The 26,436-nt window shown below is 56.5% G+C and carries 11 protein-coding genes; 4 read left to right on the top strand and 7 right to left on the bottom strand.

Annotation, left to right across the window (positions count from 1 at the left end; translation table 11 throughout):
* Position 1: 1 nt before the first annotated feature.
* Positions 2–1,999 carry a preprotein translocase subunit SecA gene (locus tag ACR3ZL_RS12640; RefSeq protein ID WP_486173512.1) on the bottom strand — a complete coding sequence of 666 codons (1,998 nt, stop codon included), beginning with the start codon at positions 1,997–1,999 and terminating at the stop codon, positions 2–4.
* The gene (locus tag ACR3ZL_RS12635; RefSeq protein WP_486173511.1) at positions 1,996–4,755 is read right to left on the bottom strand and encodes a TolC family protein; all 2,760 of its coding nucleotides are present in this window, start codon (positions 4,753–4,755) and stop codon (positions 1,996–1,998) included. The genes ACR3ZL_RS12640 and ACR3ZL_RS12635 overlap by 4 nt, the downstream gene beginning before the upstream one ends.
* Before the next feature lie 102 nt (positions 4,756–4,857).
* On the opposite strand from ACR3ZL_RS12635, the gene ACR3ZL_RS12630 reads away from it, so the two are divergent.
* The 3 genes from ACR3ZL_RS12630 to ACR3ZL_RS12620 all read left to right on the top strand — a co-directional run bounded on the left by ACR3ZL_RS12630 (position 4,858) and on the right by ACR3ZL_RS12620 (position 18,310).
* A complete protein-coding gene (locus tag ACR3ZL_RS12630) occupies positions 4,858–13,425 on the top strand; it encodes a cadherin domain-containing protein (protein WP_473652792.1) in 8,568 nt (2,855 codons plus the stop codon).
* Positions 13,422–16,562, top strand: a complete 3,141-nt coding sequence (locus tag ACR3ZL_RS12625) for a sensor histidine kinase (RefSeq protein ID WP_473652793.1) — start codon at positions 13,422–13,424, stop codon at positions 16,560–16,562. The genes ACR3ZL_RS12630 and ACR3ZL_RS12625 overlap by 4 nt, the downstream gene beginning before the upstream one ends.
* 302 nt (positions 16,563–16,864) lie before the next feature.
* The gene (locus ACR3ZL_RS12620; RefSeq protein ID WP_473652794.1) at positions 16,865–18,310 is read left to right on the top strand and encodes an HD domain-containing phosphohydrolase; all 1,446 of its coding nucleotides are present in this window, start codon (positions 16,865–16,867) and stop codon (positions 18,308–18,310) included.
* Between the two features lie 47 nt (positions 18,311–18,357).
* On the opposite strand, the gene ACR3ZL_RS12615 is transcribed toward ACR3ZL_RS12620, so the two are convergent.
* The 4 genes from ACR3ZL_RS12615 to ACR3ZL_RS12600 all read right to left on the bottom strand — a co-directional run bounded on the left by ACR3ZL_RS12615 (position 18,358) and on the right by ACR3ZL_RS12600 (position 22,595).
* Positions 18,358–19,467: an alpha/beta hydrolase gene (locus ACR3ZL_RS12615; RefSeq protein WP_473652795.1), complete on the bottom strand. Its 1,110-nt coding sequence runs from the start codon at positions 19,465–19,467 to the stop codon at positions 18,358–18,360.
* A gap of 368 nt (positions 19,468–19,835) precedes the next feature.
* On the bottom strand, positions 19,836–20,813 hold the full coding sequence (locus tag ACR3ZL_RS12610; RefSeq protein ID WP_473652796.1) for a GDSL-type esterase/lipase family protein: 978 nt from the start codon (positions 20,811–20,813) through the stop codon (positions 19,836–19,838).
* A 75-nt stretch (positions 20,814–20,888) separates the two neighbouring features.
* The gene (locus ACR3ZL_RS12605; protein WP_473652797.1) at positions 20,889–21,740 is read right to left on the bottom strand and encodes a DUF2314 domain-containing protein; all 852 of its coding nucleotides are present in this window, start codon (positions 21,738–21,740) and stop codon (positions 20,889–20,891) included.
* A gap of 357 nt (positions 21,741–22,097) precedes the next feature.
* Entirely contained in the window at positions 22,098–22,595 is a 498-nt protein-coding gene (locus ACR3ZL_RS12600) for a GNAT family N-acetyltransferase (protein ID WP_473652798.1), read from the bottom strand.
* 293 nt (positions 22,596–22,888) lie between these two features.
* Between ACR3ZL_RS12600 and ACR3ZL_RS12595 the strand changes: the two genes are divergently transcribed.
* Entirely contained in the window at positions 22,889–24,346 is a 1,458-nt protein-coding gene (locus ACR3ZL_RS12595) for an ATP-grasp domain-containing protein (RefSeq protein WP_473652799.1), read from the top strand.
* A gap of 34 nt (positions 24,347–24,380) precedes the next feature.
* Here ACR3ZL_RS12595 and ACR3ZL_RS12590 read toward each other — a convergent pair whose 3' ends face one another.
* The gene (locus tag ACR3ZL_RS12590; RefSeq protein WP_486173510.1) at positions 24,381–26,375 is read right to left on the bottom strand and encodes a BPSS1187 family protein; all 1,995 of its coding nucleotides are present in this window, start codon (positions 26,373–26,375) and stop codon (positions 24,381–24,383) included.
* Positions 26,376–26,436 lie beyond the last annotated feature (61 nt).

The raw sequence follows: 26,436 nt of genomic DNA, 5'->3' as shown, positions 1-26,436 counted from the left end.
GTTAGATAGCCCAACAAGCAGTAGGGTGTTCGTTCGAATTCAATCCAGCGGCCAGTGATCGTTCCAACGCGTCGGCCTGCAATGCCTCAGCGCGGCGTCCCGCTTCTTCTCTCTGACATTTGTTCTGGACTGACGCAATTGCGTTTTCCAAAGTGGGGCCTGCTACCACCTCGCCGTCTTCCAATCGGCGTTCGATCGCCCTTACCACCCAAGGGGCGAACTTGACCAGCAATTCGTCTTCGGCCGACACGAACCGGCACGCTGAACCTGGGTCGCCACATCGAGCACCACGACCAATCAATTGGCGGTCCACGCGAGCCAAACAATGCATCTGCACTACGATGACGTGCAAACCGCCTAGATCTTTGACAATGTCGTCCAAATGAATATCCGTACCGCGACCAGCCAAGTTCGTTGCCACGGTGATCTGCCCCGATCGTCCCGCTGTCGCGATCACCGCCGCTTCATCCGCGTCTTGGATGCCGTTAAGCAGCGTGCAGTCTCGGCCGCGTTGTTGAACCAGTCCGGCGATCACCAGACTTTCTTCGATGCTGAGCGTGCCCACCAACACCGCCCTGCCCTGGTCCGAAAACTCAATCGCCTCGTCGATCACCGCTTGGAACTTGTCAGCCATTGTTCGAAAAATGCGTGTGGAATGCCCATGGCGGCGATTGGCAAGCCGAGGATCAATGGTCACAACCGGCAGCCCATACACGCGAGCGAACTCTCGTTCACAACCGCTGGCGGTCCCCGTCATTCCCGCCAAAAACGGATAAGAACGAAAGAATCGTTGTTTGGTAATCCGAGCCAACGTCGAAGGCTCTGGCGTGATTGGCACTCCTTCGCGAGCTTGCACCGCTTGTTGCAAACCGCGTGACCAAGTCCGGTCGCTGAAGATGCGCCCTGTTGCACCGTCAATGATTTCAATCTTGGAACCCTTCACGACGTAGTGGATGTCCCGCAAGAAATGCCACTTTGCTCGCAGTGCCGTTTGCACGTATTCATGCCAGGCTCGTTGGAGCTCGCTACCGACCGGCAAGGCACCGTTCTTCAGATCGAAATAAACCGCTTCGCTTCCCGCGGCAGTCAACACGACCTGTCCCGGCGAATCGATGCGATAATCGACGCCGCACGTCAATTCATCCGCCAATTGCCGGGCCGCCCGGACCAGCGAAGCATCCACGGCTTCTTCCTGGCCGACCGCTCCGCTAAGGATCAAGGGTGACAATGCGTCATCGAGCAACACATCATCGGCCTCGTCGATGATCGCGGCAGCAAGACGTCGTTGACGCAATTCCAACGGTGAGCGACCGTCAAGCTGCGACAGCACACGCGTTCCGATTCGCGATTGAGTCAAACTCTTTCGTGACAGCGAGTCCTTCAAATAGTCAAATCCGAATGTGTGAGCCGCACCGAACGTGATGTCGCATCGATAGGCCGCTCGTGCCGCTTCGCCAGAATCGTGATCGTCCACAAAACCACACGTCATCCCGCACAACGCAAACACTTCGCTAAGCAAGTCATGGTCGCGTCGAGCCAGGTACGCGTTGGGCATGGCGACGTGCACCCCGCCGCCTCGCAATGCCGCGATGTACGCTGGCAACACGCCTGACAACGTTTTGCCTTCGCCGGTTTGCATTTCCGCTAATCCGCCGACACTCATCACCAAACCAGCACGAAGCTGGGTATCGAACAGATCGAGGCCTTTGGATTGTTTGATCGCCACGATCACCGTCGCGGCCGCTTCCACCAACTCTCGATCCGTTACCGCCGGCTTGGGTTGTTCAAAGACTTCGGCCAGCGTTTGATTTGACTTGCCGGCGATGGCAGCCCTGCCTACCCAACTGACGGGCTTGGGCTTGGGCAAAACGACACCGCGCCGGGTCATCCTCGCCGCGTTCTCCCGGGCCAGACTGATCATATCATCCAACCAGCCATCGTTTGAAAGACGGTTGCCGATTCGTTTCGCTATTGACGATCGATCCAGGTTCTCGGTCACTGCGGCGGCCCCAATTTCAACAGGTCGTCATCCAACGAGTCCACATCGAACGGTCTCGAATCCGATGCGTCCATCCCCATCACGCTGATTGGCGATTCACCCTGCCCCGACCGAACGCCAGCACCCTGCCCTGCATCGTTACCGACAGCTGGCAAAGTCACTCGATTCACATGCGGCGCAAGCTCAGGGAGCGGTAACGATTGAGGATTCACTTGCGAATCATTCAACTCGCTGACCGACATGCCGGGCGCTGCGTCCAATTGCGGACCAACGTCAAACTGCAAGAGCACGCCCATCGCTTGACGCAACTTAATCCACGAAAGGGCGTACGAGACCTGAGCCCGGACCACACTTTCCTCTTCATCCGCAGTGCGTTCTTGCGCGTCTAGCAAGTCTTCGATCAACAACACCGCGCTTTCATTCGGATCCGGCAACCACTGCCATCGTTGACGAAGGTATTCAACTTCCGCCGATGCAGCCGCGACAGCTCGTTTCTTGGCAACCATCTCGGCATACGAGGCGTTTGTTTCACGCACGGCAATCTCCACCGCCGTGATCGCCGCTTCGGTTGTTTGTTGAAACTCGTAAACACTGCGAGTCAATTCCCAACGACTGCGTTTCAAACGAGCCTCGTTCGCTCGGTTTCCTACCGGGCGTTCGAAAACGATACCGCCTGCAAAACTCGGTCCACCATCGGTGAACTGGCTGCCGATCGCACCGAATGTGTTTCGATTGCCGTCCAGCCCAGCAACATAGCTGCTCAGGATCATGTCAAGCTTCGGCAAGACTTGATTGCGAGCGGCACCGACGCGAGCGGACACGGCCTGGATCGTTCGCAAGGAGGCAGCAATGTCCGGCCGATTGTCCAACGCCGTCAAAGTCGCTTGCCGCGTGGAGACTTCCACTGGCACACTCAATGGTCGGTCTTCCGGCAGCAATTCCCAATTCGCACCGCCCACCAAGCCAGCGTCACCAGTCAGTAAACGCAGCGTCGATTGTGCGTTACGAATTCGCGTTTGAATCCGCACCAACTCGCTGCGCCGACTCGCGATCGCGACCTCTGCTCTTAAGATTTGACGCTGTTGCGAATCCAATGAATCACGGGCTACCAACATCGCGTGCAGTTCTTCGGCGGCCGCGACCAACTTGATCCGTTGCAGGTATTCCGCTCGGGCTTGGTACAATTGCCAATACGCTCGCGTGACATCCACCAAGTGCTCTTCGATATCCTGGCGAACTTCCGCTCGGGATAGCTTCACGTCGATCGATGCCAGCACGACTTGTGTCATGTTGACGGCCTTCCCCCGACCTCGCATCAACGGTTGAGAGAAGTTCAATTCCAATCGCGAAGTGCCTTGCGGATTGGGTGTTAAGTAGGTGGAGTTGTTGGACTGAAAGCCGCCGCGTTGCAATAGCTCGACCGTGCCGCCCCTTCGTGTTTGCTTCCGAACGCCAAACGCCGACCCAAACAAGTCATCTTTGAATCGAGTCGAAGCGTCGCCCGTGGTCAAGGCACTGCCGATCGGGTCGTTCGTACCGGTGAACTTCGCGTCGACAAACGCCAGCGTGTCAAACTGCGCGTCGGCGATTACCAAATCATTGCAACGGATATTGGGTTCGGTCAACAACCCACGCACGTACGGTGACGATGCCAGAGAAACCTGGGCCAACATGGCTGCGTCGACGGGAACGGTTTGATCCCCCAGCGACAACGACTGGTTAACCATGTCCTCCCACCACATCGGTTGCTGCAGCGCCACGTCCCCGCTCGCAAGAGCTTCGGTACCGACCGGCAATACGTCCACACCCGATTGCACGCGGGCACGAAACGGATCCAACTGACGACTGTAGGGTCCCTGCGTGATCGGCATCGGCACGTCCGCCGCAAACACCGGAGTACTGGGATAGTGCGGATAGGGCGTTGACGGATTTCCGTAAGCTGTATTTCCAGACGGAACAGCCCGATGCGTCACATTGCCGGTTGCTTTCTCAATTACCTTGCCGGTCACGTTTCCGGTGACATTTCCGGTTTGATTGCCGGTTCCGTTGTCACTGGATTGATTGGCAATCAGCTCGCTGAATGCCGTATCACGAAGCGGTTGCTCGAATTGACGCGAACTTGTCTCGGTACGGCCGACTTCTGAAAAATCGGCTTCCGTGAAACCGTCCTTCTCGATCCCGTCTTTCGCAAACGGTGTGCTCGAAGCCACTTCCGAATTTTGGGTTCGGAAGCTGGCTGCATGGAAACGTCCGTCAATCGCCATGCCAGCGTGGAAGCTACCCGTTGGCACTTTGCCCGCTTCAAACGACTTCGGAACCGTCCGGCGTGAAAGGCTGGGCGAAACCCTGGACGAAGCGGTGGAAAAGACGACTGGAGAGTTGCTCGCGGCTTTAACACCAGGCAGTCCCTGCCCGGAATACGTTTGCCAGTAGTGCGTTAGCGAATCGACGACGTCATTGGGTGTGCCGGTCGAGCTGTAGGTTTTTGCGGTCGCGTCAATCGATACTGCGGCAGCCCAAGCGGCGGGCGACCATTGGGGAGGTGACGTCGAACCCGATTTTGGGGGTGTTGGAATTGGCTGAAACTCAGTTTCTGGCTCCGGGCCCTGAGCGATTGCCCAATCAGCCCCCCATTCCGGTGTCCCAACCAAAGCAATTCCGCCCAAACCTACCAATACAGCAATCCACCGCCGGCGATTTCGCCGAGCAGCGTTTGTCCGCTTATCAGTTAGGAAATGGGGCAATTGCTTGAACATCTGTACGAATCGTTACTCCCAGCCTGGTGTGCATAACCCGATGTCTAGGACTAATCGGCATAACCGGACCATTTTGAACAGCGCTATCGATGATTTCTTCGCATGTCCGAAGATGCGTCATCGGAAAAGTCCTCCCATGCTGCCCACTGCGTGGACTTTGCCTCAGCTACCTATCTGATCAACGCGATATTTACACCCCAGGTGGAGTACTGCGAGGTAGGTTTGAGGATGCCCCAGGATCTCTATCAACGAATGCGACTGGTCGCCGACGAACTCTGGACGAAATTTCGTCAAGAGGCCGATCGCGATCGCATGAAACACAAGTCCGGTTCGCGAGGCCTACAGCTAACCGGTTTGGAACCGCGGTTGCTGTTCAGTGCCACCCCGTTCGATCCCGCGTTGGCCGAATCGGCTGGCAACGCCGACACTGCCACCGTGATGGTCGTCGACCAAGACGCGAACTCGAACGATTCGAGCGATAACCAGGACGCTTTTGCGTCGGACCAAGAACAATCGTCGTTCGGTGAACTTGTCGTGATTGACTCGTCGGTCCGCGATCTCGACGCCATCCTGGACGACCTCAGCCAAAACCGCCCCAACGCGGAAGTGTTGGTCCTGCAGTCGGATCGTGACGGCGTTGACCAAATTTCCGAGCTACTGGACCAACGATCGGGAATCACATCGATTCACATCGTTTCGCACGCCGAAGACGGCCAGGTTCGACTCGGGACAACGAAACTGGGCATCGACAACCTCGACGCCTATGCCGGCCAAATCGCCAATTGGCAGTCCGCACTGACCACCGACGCTGATTTGCTGTTCTACGGATGTGAACTGGGCAGCGATCCGAATGGGATCGAATTCCTGCAATCGATTGCCACGCTCACCGACGCCGACGTGGCCGCCAGCGATGATGACACGGGGCATGTTGACCGAGGTGGCGATTGGGACCTGGAATATGAGCTAGGCGACATCGAAACCGAGGTCGCGTTTTCAGATGATTTCCAAGACTCCTGGGCTGGCAAACTCGCCAGCGTGACGATCACCGTCACCTCAACAGATGACAACATCAACACGTCCGACGGGTTGACCACGCTTCGTGAAGCCATCATCGAGGCAAACCTCAATACATCGATGGGCACCGGCGATGACATTACCATCGAATTAGCGGCCGAAACCTACACGATCACGCTCAGCGGCGCGGGCGAGGACACCGGGTATTCCGGCGACTTCGATATCCACGGCGATGTCAGGTTCGTGGGGGTGGGAAGTTCCGCAGCCATCATTGATGCCAACGGCCTAGATCGCGTGTTCGAGGTGCATAGCGGGACGGTTGAGTTCACCAACATGACCTTCACCAATGGCGATACGAACGCCGACGGAGGTGGCATCTTGGTCGCGGTTTCGTCCAATGTGACGATCTCGCAATCCACCATCATTGGCAACGATGGCGATGACGGAGCGGGTATCTTCAACGACGGCACGCTGACGCTGACCGACGTCACGATCGCAAACAATGGCATTCTGGAAACCGGCGATGGCGGCGGACTCTTCAACGCCGGCACCGCGACGCTGAATCGGGTCACCGTGTCTGGAAACAAAGCAGAACATGGGGGCGGGATCTTCGGTGCCAGCGGATCCACGGGATTGCTCTCGTTGCTCAATACGACCATCAGCGGCAACACAGTCAGTGGTGAAGGAGGCGGGCTCTGTCTGGAAGCAGACGCCAGTATTTCCTACTCAACGGTGACCCTGAACGAAGCCAAAAAGGGGGGCGGGATTCATATTAATTCGAGCCCCACGATCGAGCTCAAGAACTCCATCGTCGCTGAGAACGTCGACTTCGATGGAGCCGCCAAGCACGACATTGAAGGTACGATCGTGAGCCTCGGGAACAACCTGATTGGCGACACCGAAGGCGGCGATGGATTCCACGCCAGCGACCTACTGGACACCAACGGCGGGTTGGAAGCTTTGGCTGACAACGGCGGGTTCGTGCAAACCCACGCATTGAAGACCTCCAGCGCTGCGATCGACGGTGCCACGACATCCGGCGCCCCTGTCGTGGACGCTAGGTTGGTCGCTCGATCAGGAGCTCAGTTCGACATCGGCGCGTTCCAATCATCCTCCTTGGTCGCGACCGATGAAACGCGAGCCAACACAACGACCACCAACACTCAACAAACATCTGGCGAGGACCGGGGCAGCCAACAAGCCGTTTCTCTCGCAGCCGACGGTTCCTATGTCGTGGTATGGACCAGCGACGAGCAAGATGGCAGTGACCATGGCATCTACGCCCGGCGTTTCGCGGCTAGCGGCGAAGCCTTGACCGGTGAGATCCAAATCAACAACACCACGTCCGGCGAACAGCAATACGCTCGCGTTGCCTCGGCGTCGGACGGTTCCTTCGTTGTCACGTGGAGCAGTGATGATGATGATGTCTACTACCGGCGATTCAGTGCAACCGGAGTCGCCTTGGATGCGACCGACCAGATCGTCAACAACACGACCTCAGGAACTCAAAAAGATTCCGCCATCGCGATGAACGCCGCAACGGGTGATTTCGTGATTGCTTGGGAAGGCAACGGGACGATTCCCGATCACGACGACAACACCGGGGTTTTTGCAAAACTGTTTAACGCTTCCGGAGTCGCACAAACGGACGAAATCCGCATCAACACCGAAACAAGCGGAACTCAAAGTGACGTTTCGGTTGCCATCAATACCAGCGGTACCTTCGTGGTCTCTTGGGATGATTCCAACGGAGTTCATTTCCAGAGAATGAACAGCAATGGAACCAAACTAGGTTCTGAAACAACCGTCGATTCAAGTAGCTCCGCCGGCGAATCCGCCGTTGCCATCGCCGCGGACGGATCCGTGGTGGTCACTTGGCGTCAAACGTTAGGTCTAGCCGCTTTGTACACGAGGGACGTCGAAGCTCGCATGTACGACTCCGCTGGGAACGCGAACGGATCCGCGTTCACGGTCAACGACGAAACATCGGCCACTACCCAAACGGACCCCTCGATCACGATGGATGCCGATGGGAACTTCATCATCGTTTGGGAAGGCACCACCAGCGGTGACATTTATGGAATAGCTGGCCAAAAGTATGACAGTTCCGGATCCGCGATCGGATCGAACTTCCGTATCAACCAATCGACCGATGGTTGGCAAACCAGGGCGTCTGTCGCGGCAATCGACCTCGATAACTTCGTGGTCGCATGGAGCGGCGAAGGGGAACAGTCCGGACAAGTGGATTCCGAGGGCGTCTACGTTCGCCAATACGGCACGCTCGTGCTCAACACAGCACCTACCCTGACCGCCACTGATCTAAATCCTGATTTCACTGAAGGTGATTCCCCCGGCTCGACCATTTTCAGTGGAGCGTCGGCCGACACTAATGATTCAGGCCAGACGTTTGCTGAATTGGACCTCACCGTATCCGATATCAGCGATGGATCCGATGAACTGCTGACGATCGACGGTCTGGAAATCGCTTTGGTGGACGGCACCTCCGGAACCACGACCACAAATTCATTGACTTACAACGTCAGTGTTTCCAGCGGATTGGCAACGATCACATTGACCGGCGGGTCGCTCGATGCGTCACAATTGCAAACCGTTGTGAACACCGTTAGCTACCGCAATGCAAGCGAAGCCCCCACCGCGGGAACGCGAGTCGTCACGATCACGGGGCTAGCCGATTCCGGTATCGGGGCGCGAGCCACTTTGAATCTCGCATCCACCGTCACAGTGATCGGCGTAAACGATGCCCCCACATTATCGGGCGGCCCAGTCACACTGACCGGAACCAGCGACACGGCTCCATCGACCGGCGTACAAACCTCGACCATTTTAAGTGATGTGACCGTCAGCGACGTCGACGGAGACACGCTCGGAATTGCGGTGACCGGCGTCACGGGATCAGGCGACTGGCAATACTCAACCGACTCGACCAATGGAACGAATGGAACTTGGACCGATCTACCATTCGTTGGATCCAGCAACGCGGCTTTGATTTCCAATACCACCTGGATTCGTTATCAACCCGATGCATCCGGAAGCGAAACGGCCAGTCTGACCTTCACGGCCTGGGACGGAACGCTGGGCACTGCGTCGACCGACGGATCCCCATCGGTGATCAATCCAGGTTCCGGTGGTGGCACGTCCGCTTTCGCGAACACGACGGCTACGGTCAACCTTTCCGTCACCGCCACCAATGTCAATGCACCGGTCATCACGCCAGGCCAAACTCTCACGATCGCCGAAGACGCGACCGGCGTTAACAGTCTTGGATCCGTCGCCGCGACCGATGCCGACGGCGCCACCACCTATAGCGATTGGACGATTGTCGGCGGCACCGGTCAATCGTTGTTCGACATCGATGAATCCACTGGCGAAGTGACGTCCAAATCAGGTGCCACGTTCGATCGCGAGGCAACGGGTTCTTACACCTTGTTGGTCACCGTCAGCGACGGCACCCATGTCTCGACAACCGCAACAGTGAACGTCTCGATTACCGACGTCAACGACAACGATCCAGTCGTCACCCCCAGTCAGACATTCACCATCGCGGAAGGTTCCCCGGGTGAATCAACCGTGGGCACCGCATTAGCAACCGACGCCGATAGCAGCCCAAGCTTTAGCAATTGGACCATCAGTGGCGGCACTGGCCAATCGTTGTTCGACATTGATGCGGACACGGGCGAGATCACGACCAAGGCCGCTACGACGCTCGACCGTGAAAATGATTCGTCATACACACTAGAAGTCACCGTTAGCGATGGTGTCACCACCTCAGCCACCGAAACGATCACGATCACGGTCGGCGACATCAACGACACCGCACCGGTCGTCGATTCCAGTCAATCATTCACGATCGCCGAAGGCTCTGCTGGCGGATCATCCGTAGGCACCGCTCTCGCATCTGACGCGGATACGAGCACCACCTATAGCGACTGGACAATTGGCGGCGGAACCGGCCAATCGCTGTTCGACATTGATTCGACCACCGGCGAAATCACGACCAAGGGCACCACCACGCTCGACCGCGAAGATACCGCCTCTTACACCCTCGAAGTCACCGTCAGCGATGGAACCAACACCTCGTCGACCGAGACGATCACCATCACCGTTGGGGACACCAACGACACCACTCCCGTCATTACGGCCGACCAAACCATGTCGGTGGACGAAAATTCTGGCGGCGATGTCGTCGTCGGAGCCGTTGCCGCAACCGATAGCGACACCAACACCACATTCGGCAACTGGACAATCGTTAGCGGCAATGCAGACGGCATGTTCCAAATCGATGCCGCTACCGGGGTCATCACAACCACCGGAACACCAACACTCGATCGCGAAACGACTGGTTCCTATTCGTTGGGCATCACTGTCAGTGACGGAGTTCAAACCTCCGACATTCAAACCGTTTCGATCACGATCGGCGATATCAACGACAATGCTCCCGTGATCACAGGCGGCCAGACCGTCAACATCGCGGAAGACTCCAGCACGGGTTCGGCGCCAGTTTCCGCCACCGATGCGGACCTGAACCCCGTACTGGGATCGTGGACGATTACCGGTGGAACCGGTCAAGCAGTCTTCGATATCGACAACAACGGAAACATCACCACCAAGACCGGCGTCACGCTCGATCGCGAAGCAACTGACACCTATACGCTCGAACTGACCGTCAGCGATGGGACGTTCACATCATCGAACACAACCGTGACCATCAATGTCACCGACGTCAACGACAACAAGCCCGTCATCACCCCCGGTCAAACGCTGACGATTTCCGAAAACGTCGCTGAGGGAACCGCAACGAACGAATCGATCGCCGTCACGGATAGCGACTTAGGTTCTAGCTACAGCAACTGGACCATCGTCGGCGGTACCGGGCAAGCCTTCTTTGACATCAATGCTGCCACTGGCGAGGTCACGACCAAGACCGGAACCACGCTTGATCGCGAATCCACCGCGTCCTACACGCTGCAGATCACCGTCAGCGACGGCACCCTGGTTTCCGATCCGACGGACGTTACCGTCGATGTGACTGACGTCAATGACAATGGCCCGGTCATCCAAGCCGGTCAGGAATTACAGATCGCCGAAAACGCGGCTGGCAATTCAATCGTTGGCACCGTTCAAACGCTCGACGACGCCGACGCCACCGAGATCCAAGGGACTTGGTCGATCGTGGGTGGAACGGGACAGGCCGAATTCGACATCAATGCCTCCAACGGCCAGGTCCTGACCAAGTCCGGTACCACGCTGGACCAAGAAACCACCGCGTCCTACACCCTCGATGTCCGAGTCGATGATGGAGTCAATCCGGCATCGATCGAAACCATCACGATCACCATCACAGGGATCAACGAAAGCCCTCCGGTTGTCTCTCCTGGCCAAACGCTGTCCATCCTGGAAGACGCGGCCGGCGATTCGCGTGTCGGTGACGTATCCGCAACCGACGCGGACATGGGAACCACGCTCAGCAATTGGACCATCACCGGCGGTACCGGCTCAGCCCTGTTTAACATCAACGCGACCACTGGCGAGATCCGGACCAACATCGACACGACCTTGGATCACGAAACCACCGCGTCCTACACGCTTATCGTCACCGTCAGTGATGGAACGCTCACCTCGGCTACCGAAACGATCACGATCAGCGTGCAAGACGTCAACGACATCGCACCGGTTATTGATGCCAACCAATCGTTCTCCGTCAACGAAAGCGTCAGTGGTGGTGCCACGGTTGGGACAGTCACGGCCACCGACGTTGATTCCGCCACACTCAGCGGCTGGACAATTGTCAGCGGATCAGGTGCGTCATTGTTCGACATCGACTCGAATTCCGGCGAAATCACCACCAAGGCCGGCACGGTCCTCGATCGGGAAGCAACTCCGTCCTATACCCTGGTCGTCCAAGTCAGTGATGGCAGCAACGATTCCTCCACCGCGACGGTCACCATCAATGTCACCGACGCCAATGACACCGCGCCGGTAGTCCGTCCCAACCAAAGTCTAGCCGTTCCGGAAAACTCCGTCGCTGGTACCTCCGTCGGCACCGTGTTGGCTGACGATGCCGACACCACCGGGACGATCCAGAACTGGACCATCACGGGAGGCACCGGCGCTGCACTCTTCGAGATCAATTCCACAACGGGTGCAGTCACCGTAGCGACGGGTGCCAACTTGGATCACGAATCCGCCAGTTCTTACACCTTGACCGTGACCGCTGGCGACGGAGTGAACACCTCATCGGCCCAAACCGTCACGATCAACATCGACGACACCAACGATGCTCCAACCGGTACCCCAGCGATTCAAGGAACCTTGGAAGTCGGCCAAACCCTGACCGCTGACATCAGCAGCGTTGTCGACCAAGACGGCATCGACTCGATCAGCTACCAGTGGGTCCGCGATGGAGTGGACATCGCCGGCGCAACCAATTCTACCTATGAACTTGTCCTGAGCGACGAAGGCAAGCAATTCCAAGTTCGTATCCAGATCACTGACAACAAGTCCGACGTTCAAACGCTCGAAAGCACGACCAGTACTGCGGTCGTCAACACCAACACCGCCCCGACGCTGGACAACCATCGATTCAACATGACGGCGGGAACCACCACCTCAGGATCCGTTGCAGACTTCGTCGCGTTGGTCACCGATCCTGACGGCGGCCCCTATTCCGCCACGCTGGTCAGTGGTCCCAGTGTCGGCATCCTGAACTTACAAGCCGACGGAAGTTACACCTATATCGCTCAAGCCGGTTTCGTCGGCCAAGTGTCGTTCCAGTGGACAGCCAACGACGGAATGCAAGACAGCAACACCGCGACGGTCACCATCAACGTGATCCCCCCGGTCGTTACGCTTCCTCCCGCCGGCGGCGACACCGGATCCACCACCGACAGCGGCGGTGATAAGAGCCCAGATACCGGCAGCGATAGCGAAACCGCTTCGGCTGCTGAAGACGAACCAAGCAGTGACGATTCCGGCGATGAATCGGATGCAGATTCCGACGGCGAAAACTCCAGTGGCGAAGCTTCGTTGAGCAATGCCATTGCCGTCGCCCCGCCCTCAGCCAGCCGCAACTCATCTGAAACGACCGCCACGACGACCACCACGAACCTTGATTCGTCCGGCAATTCTCAATCCGGGTCTGGCGTAATCATGGTTGAAATCAATGGTGTCGCTTCGCTGGACGTTTCGACATCCGATGCCGTGTCCAGCGTTGATTCGCGAACAGGCCAACAAACCAACGACGTCGACTTCAATAGCGAGTGGACACGCATGACCGACGCTGAACGATCCATGATGATCGCTGACTTCGCGTTGATGTCACGCCCCGGTCAAATGTGGGACACGCTCGATAAATACAACAAGAACGTCGAGATGCAAATCCAAGGCGACCTGATTCTGGTCGGATCCGCTGGTGCGGCTGCCTCCAGTTTCACCGTCGGTGTTCTGGCCTGGGCTATGCGAAGCGGCTTCCTGCTGTCCGGCCTGATTGCCCACATGCCAGCATGGAGCGGCGTTGACCCGCTGACAATCATGCAGGGCACCTACGCCGGCGAAGGGCTTACCGGCGACAAAGAAACACTAGAAGAACTTATGGATCGTCAATCCAAAGCGATTGACACTGAAGGAATTGAACAATGAAGTCACCTCTTAAAGCGTTCGGCAAGCTCTACAGCCGCGTCCCGATCCGGCTCCGACTCTCATTCGGTCTGGTCGGTTTGATGACCGGCAGCTTGTTAGTGGCCAGCGCCGCAGGCTTCTTCCCTAACGAACAAGAACAGATCCTACGCGGTCGGGCTCGAGTTTGTGAGACGCTCGCGATCAGTAGCACCGCGATGGCCTCGTCCGGCCAACTCGAAGCTCTAAAGGTCACACTGGAATCCGTCGTCCATCGTGATCCCCAAATTAAATCGATCGGGTTGATCAACACCGATGGCGGCATGATCGTCTCCGCTGGCGACCACGATTCCACTTGGCATACCGACCCAAACAACTCACAACCCAACGCCGGTACCCAAATGCAGGTCCCGGTGTTTCGCTATGGTGACCAATGGGGCGAACTGCAGGTCGCTTTCGAATCCACCGGCGGTCTCTTCGGATTGAACTACTGGGCTCCGGCATGGCTATTGATCGTCCTGATCCCAGCTTGCTTCGTCCAATTCGCATTCTTCCTAGGAAAAACCCTACGCAGCCTCGATCCGTCGGGCGCCGTCCCCACGCACGTCGAAAAGGCTCTGGATACCTTCACCGTCGGGCTCGTGCTGCTGAACTCCGACCAACGCATCCTGTTTGCCAACAAACGATTGATCCAGCTTCTGGACGTCACATCGAAAGACCTCGTCGGCAAATACGTAGCCGATTCGAACTGGATCGTCCCGGATTCTGATGAAGACGAACCCATGAACCTGCCCTGGGTGGATGCTTTGCACACCCAGGAATCGGTTCTCGATCGCATCCTGCAAATGGACGTCAACGGTCGCCGCTTGACCTTCACGGTCAACTGCACCCCCATCACCGGCCAAGGGTTCTTGACCACGTTCGACGACATTACGTTGATCGAAGAGAACAAAGTCGCGCTGGCCCAAGCCCGTGATGCCGCTCAAAACGCCAACGAAGCCAAAAGTGAATTCCTGGCCAACATGAGCCACGAGATCCGCACGCCGCTCAACGCGGTCTTGGGCTTCACCGACGTCCTTCGCCGAGGACTGGTGACCGATTCGGAAGAGTCCGTCGGCCACCTCAACATGATCCACCGCAGCGGTTCTCACTTGTTGGAACTGATCAATGACATCTTGGACCTTTCCAAAATTGAAGCCGGGCATATGGAGGTCGAGACGATCCCCACGCACGTCGATTCGGTAATGTCCGATGTCGCTCAAACGCTACAAGTTCGGGCCGACGAAAACGGTTTGGATCTGCACCTGCGATTGCAATCCGCCATCCCTCGTCTGATTTTGTCTGACCCCACTCGATTGCGTCAGGTGATCACCAACTTGGTCGGCAACGCGATCAAGTTCACTCAAGAAGGCAGCGTTTCGATCATTGCCGCCATGCGTTGCAACGCCGACGACGACAACCAAGACACAGCCGATTCCACGACCGCCTACACCCTGCGTATCGACGTGGTTGATACTGGCATCGGAATGACGCGAGATCAGCAGTCCCGCATTTTCGAATCCTTCGCACAAGCCGATAGCACCACGACCCGTAAGTTCGGTGGTACTGGACTGGGGCTATCGATCAGTCGCCGCCTCGCCGAAGCTCTCGGTGGCAAGCTGACCGTGGAAAGCCAACCCGGCGTAGGAAGTACGTTCCGGGTGGAATTGCCAATCGATGCACTGGAGGCCGAAGATCTGATCTCGCCAAGCGAGTTCGAAGAGTCCATCCGCCAAAAGTCCAGGTCCGCCGCCGGTGCCGATTTGATCCGTCTTCCCGCCAAACGTGTTCTGGTCGTCGATGATGGTGAAGCAAACCGCCGCCTGATCGAACTCGTCCTCACCCGAGCGGGTGCGGAGGTCGTTACGGCTTGCAACGGCCAAGAAGCCATCGACAGCATCAATGAAGAATTACCCGCCTTGGTCTTCATGGACATGCAAATGCCCGTGTTGGATGGTTACGCCGCGACCCAACAACTTCGTGCCGCCGGTTGCGAAGTTCCAATCGCTGCGTTGACCGGGAACGCCATGGTCGGTGACCGCGAGAAGTGCATCGAATGCGGTTGCAACGACTTCCTGGCCAAACCGATCAATCTCGACCACCTGATGCAGTTGGCGTCACAGCACCTGGGCCCAGTCGAAGCCAGTCGCATCGGCGACCACTCCAAGGTTACCCTTCCACCAATTTCCACTGCTGATTCGATTGAATTCGCCGCTCTGCCCTCGCCTTCGAACGCAAACCCGAACCCGAACGGTTTGACGTACCGAGCCGATGGCGCTCAAACGTCGCGCCCAGCCAATCCGATCCATCCCACCCTGCCGATGGACGATCCGGACTTCCGTGAAATCACAACCGGCTTCCTCCAGCGTCTTCCGTCTCGGTTGGACTTCATCGAAGCCGCGATCAAGAACAACGACTTCGAAGCCCTAGAAGGTGACGCCCACTGGCTTAAGGGAGCCGGCGGCACCGTCGGACTGGACGTATTCACCGAGCCGTCACGCGAACTGGAAACGGCAGCGAAAAAGCACGAAGTTGAAATCGCTCGCGATATCCTCGCCAATCTACGTGAACTCGCCAGCCGCGTTGTCATCCCGCCTATGGAAGGCGAAACAACCGAAGACACGAATCGACAAGAACAGGCATTCCAGTCCAACGATACTGACAACGCCGACTCAATAACCGCTGAGCTGTCAGGAGCCGAGTTCTCGACCGCTCAGTCTCTGGCTGCGGACTCACTGGCTGCACAGTCACTATCCGACTTCACGACGCCACTGCCGGCGATGGATTCCAGCCTGGACCCGGCAGCGGAGCCTGTCCACTGCACGTTGCCACTGGATGACCCGGAGTTCCGCGAGATCGTAATGGGTTTCATCGAACGCTTGGATCAACGAATTATCAAGATGAGCGAAGAGATCGATCAACTGCAATTCGACGAACTGGCCCTCAGTGCCCACTGGCTCAAGGGTGCCGGCGGGACCGTCGGATACGGAGCACTCACCGAACCGGCCCAAAACCTACTCATTGCCGCAAAGGTGATGGATCTAGACTCGGCGCGTGTGCACTTCCAATCCATCGTCACAACCCGGTCACGCATGATCGTCCCTACGACGACTGCGATCTGAACCTCTTTTCCGAAAGTGGAATCACACGCCTTTGCATCGAATCGTTGAGAACATCACCAACGTCCGCAAACTGTGATCAAGCCGCCTGCACCGAAATCGATGTCGGTTGCAACAAACAATTTCGCAAATCATCAAAGCATTTACCCCCCAGTCAAACATCGATGCGATCCAAAAAACCGGCATAGTCCCCCAGGTCAACCCGCTTCAAGGCACCATCGCAGCACTTGGTTCGTCGTGTACACGAACCATGGTCCAGAGTTGCAAAGGTACACCCGATCCAATAAAAAACCTTCAGTTCGCCAATGAGCACTCCCTCTCCTGCCGACTCTCCTTTCGCGATGGCTCCCTCTGTCGATAGCACCATTGATGCTACCTGCATTGTGAGTTCACCTAAAACGGTGGCGTCAACTGAATCACCAGCAGCAAATCCGGCTGCCCAACCGGCAACAGAGAGCACCGGTGCGCAGACCGGCAACGCGTCCCGAACGTCATCGCCAGCGACCAAGACTCCAGCCCTCCCGCTGGCACCTCGCCCGACCGCTTTGCCGGGCAAGATCATGATTGTGGACGACGAGATCGCCAACGTGCTGATCGTCAAAAAATACCTCGAGCGTGCTGGCTACCGCTCCTTCGAAACCACCACCGATTCCACCGCCGCACTCCGGATCGCCCAGGCGACCAACCCCGATTGCTTGTTGCTCGACATCAACATGCCCAGCGTCGATGGGATCGAAATCCTGCGAGAACTTCGCAAGAACCCTCGCTTCCGACACCTTCCCGTCTTGATTTTGACCGCCAATACGGACGAGAAGATCAAGTTGATGTGCCTGGAACTGGGCGCGACCGACTTCTTGCTGAAGCCAGTCGATCCGATGGACCTGACCCCTCGGGTCCGCAACTCGCTGCAAATGAAAAGCTACCAAGATCGGTTGCAAAATCACGCTGCCGAATTGGAAGTCAAAGTCGAACAACGCACCCGCGAACTTGAAGCGTCACGCCGTGAAGTCGTCTACTGTCTCGCTCGCGCCGCTGAAATGCGAGACAACGATACTGGAAATCACGTTATCCGCGTCGGCCGCTTCGCCGGTTTGATCGCCAAAACGATGGGACTTCCCGACTGGTTCGTCCGTGACATTGAAATGGCCGCCCAACTGCACGACGTCGGCAAAATTGCCATTCCCGACGCCATCCTGCTGAAGCCCGGCAAGTTGGAAGCGGAAGAATTCGAGATCATTCAAAACCACGTCAAGTTTGGCCACCAGATCATCGAACCACACGCCGGATCGGACGCTCGATTAATGCGTCGTCACGTTGAGTTTGGTAGCGACATGCTGCGAAACGGCAGTGCGTTGATGCGGTTGGCTGCCAGTATCGCTCAAACGCACCACGAGCGATTCGACGGAACCGGCTACCCACTGGGATTAGCGGGCAACGACATTCCGATCGAAGGACGCATCACCGCCGTCGCCGACGTGTTCGACGCACTATCGGCTGAACGTCCTTACAAGAAAGCCATGCCTCGCGAAAAATGTTTCGCGATTTTGGAAGAGGGACGCGGTACTCACTTCGACCCGACTGTCCTGGATGCGTTCTTTACCGCTACCAAAGACATCGTTCGCGTCCAGCTCGATTTCATGGACCACGTCGAACCCAACAAGCCCACCTTCGCTACCACAGTCGCGGAATCGACTCGCCCTGAAGGCGACTCAACCGAAGCGAAACCAGCCGAAGCACCTCCAGCGGAATAAGCCTCGACCACCGCGAATGCTTTTGCGTCCGACTCGGTTCGGTACGCTTACTGCAACTCGTGGAAGAACAGATTGCGGCGTAAACGCTGTTCGACCTTGGGATCAGAAATGTATTCCAAAAAATCGTGTTCTGGCCCGACCACCTGAGCGGCATCAAACTGATCGACTCGCTGGCCGTAGTTCGGCAAGCAACTTAGCCCCGCCACTCCGGTGTACCCAAGGGCAGGCCGCTTGTCATCAAACCGCAGAGCCTTGTACAGACTCAAGTAACGATCGCGGCTGTTGTACATCACGAACAAGTGATTGATCTGACCGAACGCACGTCCACATGACGTCATCAGAGTGTCATTACGAATCGCCGGCGCGATCAAAGTCACGTTAATTCGCGGGATGGGGTCTCTCGCATCGGCAAGCCTTCGCCCATGCATGCTGCCGTTGCCTAACAAATGCAAAGCCCCAAGCGTCACACGTGAACCGTAGCTGTAGCCGATAATCGCGACTTCACGATGCGTTTTCAATTGCTGCAAAAAACGGGCAAGGTGAAAGGAGTGCTGATCCGCGATCGGAGCCTTCACCACGACGTTACGAATCGGGCCGCGAATCTTGTCCGACGGCCACGTCCAAATCACCAGCCGAATGGGACCGGCTTCCGACCAAGGCTGCACAACGCGTTGGTACATTTGCATCCCACGACGAATCGCCTTGTCGTACGACCAACTGTTCCCGTGAACCAGAATCACCACACGCCGCGAGATCCCATCGGGCGAAGGCTCCGTCAAACTGGTGGTTGTGGAGGGGAACCACTGCCCGCCGACGTGTTGTTTCACTTCCAGCGAATTGACATCGCTACACGTAGAACACATCCGCCGGCTGCTCACCAACCAAATTTGATCGTGGGGCCGGACTCCCGCCGACCAAGTCGTCGTTCCGGTAGCACCGTAGGGTGACGAGACAATCGCTCCGGAAGGATACGCGGGCGTGCCCATCGAATCGACCGTCGAACCACTTGGGTAGGCAGACGTCTGCGACGGGTAAACGACCTCTCCGGAGGAGTAGACCGTCTCCCCGGTGGAATAGACGATCTCTTGTGCCGTGACGCTGCCGATACCGGCTGTCGCGATTGCGAAACATACAAGGATGCGACAAAAAATCGGCATGCGTCACCAATCGATAAACAGCGAAAATCAGACAAGGGAAAAGAGAATGACAACTAATCGAACCGGTGGCGAGGCCCCACGACAACACGAGCTCAGCCCTATCTAGCCAACGAAGCACTTGGCTATCTCGCACGCTGGACTGGCACTCTAAACCAGCCCCCAGATCCACCACCCAGACAAACGCTGCAAACCACCACCCAACGACGGGACGCCCCAAACTTCGACAAGTGTCAATAAGGGCAACTTTCGGGCCAACTCATCAGCATAGTTCCCCGCAAAGTTGCGACGACTGGAAAGCGAACGTTTTCACAAAAGGATCGCCTTTCAATCGCCGTCTCCAGCCGCCCTCAACCAGGGTCCGGCTCTTTTCAACCACCTCTGCTGTTTGACACGAGTTCCTCAATCGCGACGGCAACCCGCTCAGCGATCACGCGGCTTCCTTTCGGGTTGCTGTGAATACCATCGTCGCTCAATTGCGAAGACTTCGACATCCACATTCCTGGCGGTGCGATCGGACTCATCAGAACGATTTGACGCAGCCACGTGTCGTCGACCAATTGCACGTCCTTTTCATAAGCGATCTCTCGCTCCAAGCTCGCAAACGGGTCCACCATGAAACCACGAGGGATTTCCATCAAAATGACCTCCGCGCCACCTTCGCGGACCAAATCAATCATCCGAACCAAATTCGCCTTGGTCGATGCGCGGCTGTGACCTTTCAAAAAGTCATGCCCGCCAACTTCGATCACCACGATCGCCGGCTCATGCTTCAGCACCCGCGGGAGCATATCCAAAGCCTGCTGCGTCGCAATTCCCGACACGCCTTCGTTGATCACGGGATTCGGCAGCATCTGATCTAAGGCATCCGGGTACCCAAGGTCCGGCCGCATGCCGTCCGTCAAACTATCGCCGATACAAACAATCGGGCTGGTATCGTCAAACTTGCCGATCGCGGGATGGTTACATGTTGCAATCGCCTCATGCTCCCAAACCATCACCGCCCAAACGATCCACGGAACCGAGATCAACAGCGGCTTCCACTTCTTTAGACGTAATGATTCAAACCGTCCTCGAAATCGAACCACGGCCAGCGTCAATAGCACCGCACCAAAGGCAAGCATCGCCGGAGTTCTAGGCACCAGACGAATAACCAAAATGGCGATGCAAAGCAGAAGCGGCACCCACGCCGGTCGATTCTTCAAGGCCAACACCGTGTATACCGCTAACCACGCAGCAATCATCCACGGCGTCATGCTGGGGAACGCCAATAAAGCCAGCGAAACAAAGGTCCCCATCGCGAGAATTCTCGCAATCCGGTTTCGTCGATTCGCCACAGGTGGACTCATGGGAACTCACAATTAGCAGGAACTCCCGCCATGAGGTTTCATAGCCGGATTGTTACGCCGAACAGCATTCATTCATCAAGCTTCTTCCAATCTCGCCATCACGCGTTTCCATGCCAGGCATTTCGCCAACGCTAACGGTGTCATTCCGTTGCTTGCCGGCCGCTGAGCATCGGCACCGTGTTTCAAACAAACGTCGACGCCGTCGAGAGACCCGGCTAACGCAAGCTGATGCAAAAAGGTGAATCCCCGATCGTCTGTTTCCTCCAACAACTCAGGGTTCTCTTGCAATGTTTGCTCGAACGACTCACGCATATTCACTGACATCGGATGCTCCGAAGCTGCGACTTTTGCGTAGTCCTGTTTGCCTTGCGGCGTCTTCGATCGACGCGATAGCCAACCCTTCTTTTCCGGTGGCGGATCTCCCAGGTAGCTAGCCGGGACCAGTTGCACGACTCCCACGTCACCGAAGTCATGCCCCCACGCTCGATCATGCTGCTTACGTTCACCGGCACTCATTCGGCTTCGCATCAGATCGACCGTGAACCCGCCACAAACCTCTCCCATGCACACGTACATCCAATCGCACAATTGCCGTCCAGGGATTTTGACACGTTGACCTTCCTGATAGGTCTTCAATGAATGGGGCGTGTTGATCAGCGTTCCCTCCACTTGCCGGCCATCAAATCCCACGTCCAACAACCACATGTGCTCGACTTCCAAGTCCCCTGGATTCGCCGCACGAACCTCCGGAGGATCGAACAGCGAAACCTTCACACCAGCCATCTCCAACCCCGGAATAATCCGCCGCTGCTCCCAAGCCATTTCCCGCCAAAAGTACTTAAATCCCTGACGTGCCTTCTTACCAGCAGCCTGCATCTCAGGGTCTTCACCAGGAGAAAAGAAAACAGGGTTCTCGGAGTTCGACATAGATCACTCGACGGTCCAGACAAGTTTGGTGTAGGTAAACAACGGCGAATCAGCCCACCTGCCAGTAAGCAGATCCCGCAACGCATGCCCTCCAGTCTACCGGATCCAAACACCTAAATGGGGTAGAGAGCCCACATCAGTTCAACCGCCCCATACGATCGCCTGACCAACCTACCGAAACCGTTTCCCTGCGCACAAGACATCCAAACGCATCGCTCCAGAGACAAAAAAATCTCTTCGCGACTCTGCAGCTTCGCGACTGTGCGTCTTCGCGCCTTTGCGCCTTTGCGTGAGCCCTACCGTCAGTTCCGACCATGAAACCGCTTACGGCTCCCAACGCACTCCTGCTTTGATTTGCTATTCAACCGGCGAAGCTTCAGTCTTGAACAACCGAAAGCCACGTTTCTCGTAGTTGCCCAACGCGTGCTGATGGTCGTCGGTGCAGGTGTGCAACCAAACCCGCCGGGTTCCCGGGATATCCCACGCCTGCGTGATCGCGGCAGACAACAACGCGCCACCCAATCCCCGGCCGATGAAATCCGGCAGCAATCCGAAGATGGCGATCTCCACATTCCCTGCTGCTTGCACTTCCAATTCGAAGTATCCCATCGGCCGGCCATGCAACTGCCCCACCCAAGTCGTCAGCTCGTCGCGGTTAACGTAGGCACTCCACTGTCGATCGGTCCACGTTAAGCGATCTTTCCAGTTCCACTGGGAACCCACGTCTCGATAGAACGACAAGTTTCGGTCCGGGTCAGGCGGATGAGACGCGGACACGGTCATCCCCTCGGGCAACGGCACGGGGCAAAAGAACTCGCGTTCACACATTTCAAGATGAAAGACTGTCGCACTCATTTCACATCCAAGTTGTCGAGAAAGATGGTACGAGTCTACCTAATTCAGTCCATCACACGAATCTGCCTATCTCACGAGTCAGCCTATCGCTTGAGGCCAAGTAAACAGAACGCAAACTTTCGTTGAACCAGCTTCTAGCTTGACCGGTTTTCGGTGCGATTGGTGACTCGCTGAGCATACTTCCCCTGTTCTTGCGAACGCGGTCTGAACCACCTACGTTTCAGGCTGAAGATTCACCCAACGCATTACCGGCCGAAGAGAAGTTCTCGATCTTGTTTTTCCCGCGCCGATGGATGTCCCGACCGAAACCAGCGCCTACTATCGTTCTGTTTGGAGCATATCGCTGGCGTCATGACTATGTGATCCGAGACGCAATGGATGCCGGATTACGCACGGTCGTCATAATTCCACCGGACAAAACGAATGCCGTTGCCCAGTGGCGTCAAACAAGCCGACAATCTCGCCGCAAATACTGGTTCCGCAATCTCCGAAACCGTCGCGAGACACAACAGTTCCCTTCGGGACAGCTAATCATCCAGACGGATCTTTCGAGCGATAAGATCCGAAAACGCTACGGCGACGACTTTTGTGTGCTCGGCATGGACGACTACTGCGTTGCCGACGCAGCCCAACTGTCACAAAGCACGTCGGCACCGTGCTTCCCAGTAGCGTCCGCCGCTACCGTACGCTGCAAGCATCTCCTTCGCGAAAAATGGAACGAACTCAGCCGTGGCTCTCAACTTCTCAAACCGATTGAATATCAGCTAACTCAATTCGACAGTTTCAACGCTGACTCATCCAGCCAATCTGTAGCAAGCGAGTTCTTTCACGACGATGCGATCGAACACTTCATTGTCAAACCCAACTCGCTGACCGGATCGATCGCGGTCCTACCCAGCACCCGAGCGGAGTTGTCTTTGAAAGCCGAGACAGTGCTTCGGACGCTCGGTCGCGATTGGCGAGGCTTCGGTGAGCGTCATGACGCACCGATAGATCCATCTGTCCTGGCGGAAGAGCGGATTGTCAGATCCGAGTCTTTGCATGAGTCAGCCGAGTACAGTGCCGAATACGTTAGCTTCGACGGCCGACATCACTTCGTGGGCCTCACACAAAAGTGGATCAGTGAAACGTTCATGGAGACGGCTCACGTTCACCCGCCGATCGAGCATGAATTGCCAAAGAAGCTAAAAGACGCGGCTTGCGAAGCGATCCAATCCCTTCTGGAATTCCTAGGCGTTTCTTATGGGATCAGCCACTGGGAATTTGTCGTTACCGACGACAACCGCATCGCATTGGTCGAAGGCCATCTCCGTCCACCCGGCGACAACATCAATCAACTCGTCGGCCTAGCGACCGGCACCACACTGACGGAATCGCTGACCGCAAAGATTGCAGGCCAATCAGTCACGAAACACTTTACGCAAACCGGATACGCGGGAATCTTCTGGCTAACTCCATCAATTCCGGTTTGGAATGTGGCGTCAGTCGAATCCCAGACCGTGCCAGGATGCCAGTTGTTAATCAACGACGGGGACGCTCTGTATCGCTACACAAGCGAGTCTCCCTACTGCGGACCAACAGGCTGGGGCAATCGGCATTTGTCTGTCCAAGTCCATGCACCATCATCTCGCGAACTCCTTGAGCGTCTGCACGCATTCGTCGATGGTGCCTTTCTGGTTTGCCAGCAGGATTCCCAAACCGTTGACGTGAAGTTGCACGCCATGTTTTCGCATGGCAGACAAACCGGCTAATTGAAATTATGCCGGCTAAGATGCACCTGCTCGCCTAATAAGTGACGTGTTGTCGCAAACAATCATCGTCTTCCGGAGTAGGCTCACCGACCTCGTCGATCGGATGATTGAACAAGTATCGCCAAACGGGTTCATACAGCAACTCACCATCGTCGTCCTTCGGCGAAGCCTTGCCCGGTGTCACGGCGGAATGAGCTCGCCCCGCGTTGCCGCCCACGTCAGCCGACGAGATCAATCGGCGAGTATTCCCATACGGTGCCTTCACGTCATCAACGTTGACGATCGGGCCGAATGCGTGCAGCCCCAGCATTTCCCATGACCGGCAATAATGATCGCCTGTCCAACCGCCATCTAAAACGTGACTGAATCCGAAGAACCGATTCTCTGGAGTGGCCGACGGTATCGATTGCCAATCCTGGTCCTGATCCCGAGGGCCACAGAGCATGACAACGCGATCAACTCGCTGATACTTGGCAAACCGAGCCGCCGTGGTGCTGCCATGCGAACTGCCCGCCACAATCACCTTATCCCAACGAACGCGTTTTCCATCGCCGCTCAAAAATTGCGACCATCGTCCTTGCGGATTCTCCTTCGACAACCAAAGGATCATCTGACGAGCCCTTTCGGCGGCACCATCGGGCACCGTCAAATCGAGTTCATCGCTGAAGTCCAGCCCTGTGGCTGCTTCCAGACGGACGTTTCCCCGTGCAAACGCATCACGAGGTTGCGGTTGGCAGAGCTTGCCAAACCACTGTTTTGCATAACTGACCTGGATCGCGTGCAAACCATAATCATTAAGTCGTTCAAAGAGCGAGCCGTTATGGGCCATCAACCAGATCACCAGTTTGCCTTGCATGGGCACCCGTGTATCCACCGACGCATGCTGGACGTCTTGGGCCTTGCCACCCTTTTCGATTAAGAAATCAATCTTCGGATGCGACTTCACTCGATCATCCAGCTCGCTCGCACGAGCGGTCAACCGATAACGCTGAGGGTTCGGATCTGTCGTATCGTTCGCCGTGGATACTGTTTGCGGTTCCGCACGATCGGTCTCGTTCACCGCGACTGGGGAATCATCCGCCTCGGTAACGGCGCGATGGGCCGTCAATTGCAAGAACCGAGCGTATTCGGCGTCAATTCCTTTGGGACGGAACGAATTTCCAACGGGACTCTCCCCTAACAAACACTCGTACCACACACACGCCCCCAGGTACTGACCGGCGGTGTTGGCGTGGTGACCATCCATCCGCAATTGACGCTTTCCATTCACAGTCGACCAATGCCAACCGGCATGCAACGAATGCTCACTGGCGGGCAACGTCGGCGGAGTGAACGATTGCGGATCGACCTCCGTTGCTCCCCGAAATCCAAACCGCTCATCCGTGTCGGCCAAGAAAAACGCATCGCCAACTGGTATTCGTTTCGCGCCCAGAACCTTCGCGATTGTCCGATACGCTTTCGTCAAACCGTCGTACATCTCCGCTTGGGTAGTAGGCTCGCCAGCAGGCTTAGACTTGCCACTAAAACGCGGATCATCACTGCGATAAGCCCACGTTTGATGCACCAGCAACTGCGACGCAGGCGAGTAACGATGGATGACATCGGCCAATTCAGATGCGTATGGCTGATACGTGCCGATGTCATGACTCTTGTAACTGACTTGCTGGATCGTGACGAAGTCGAAATCGTTCGACTGAAGCGACTCCTGCAAGCTCGAACCATTGGAGTAACACCCTTTCGGATCGTTCGGATCCGCAGCAAACGCCTTCGCTTTTCCCGCATGCAATTCCAGAGACGATCCCCCGATAATCAGTCGCTCAATCAAAAGCTTATGCCCACCGGCCTCCGCGAGCGGTTCTAAAAAACGAGTCGCATTCCCAGTGAAACTATTACCAACCGCCAAAACTCGGATCGGTGATGGTTCCGTTTTTTCGCTGGCCACGATTTCTTCTGGCGAACTCGCGTCCGTCGTCGCCTCAACTGCAACGGCTGGATCGATCAGGAATGCCAAATAAACAAAAGCGAGCACAGCAGCTCGCGCAGGTAACAACCATGGATGCGGAACAATCGAAAGGTGGGGAGAGTTCGAG

The sequence above is a fragment of the Rhodopirellula sp. J20-39 genome, assembly GCF_057365095.1.
The sequence above is the reverse complement of the archived record's forward strand: the minus strand, read 5'-3'. Positions and strand labels throughout refer to the sequence as shown.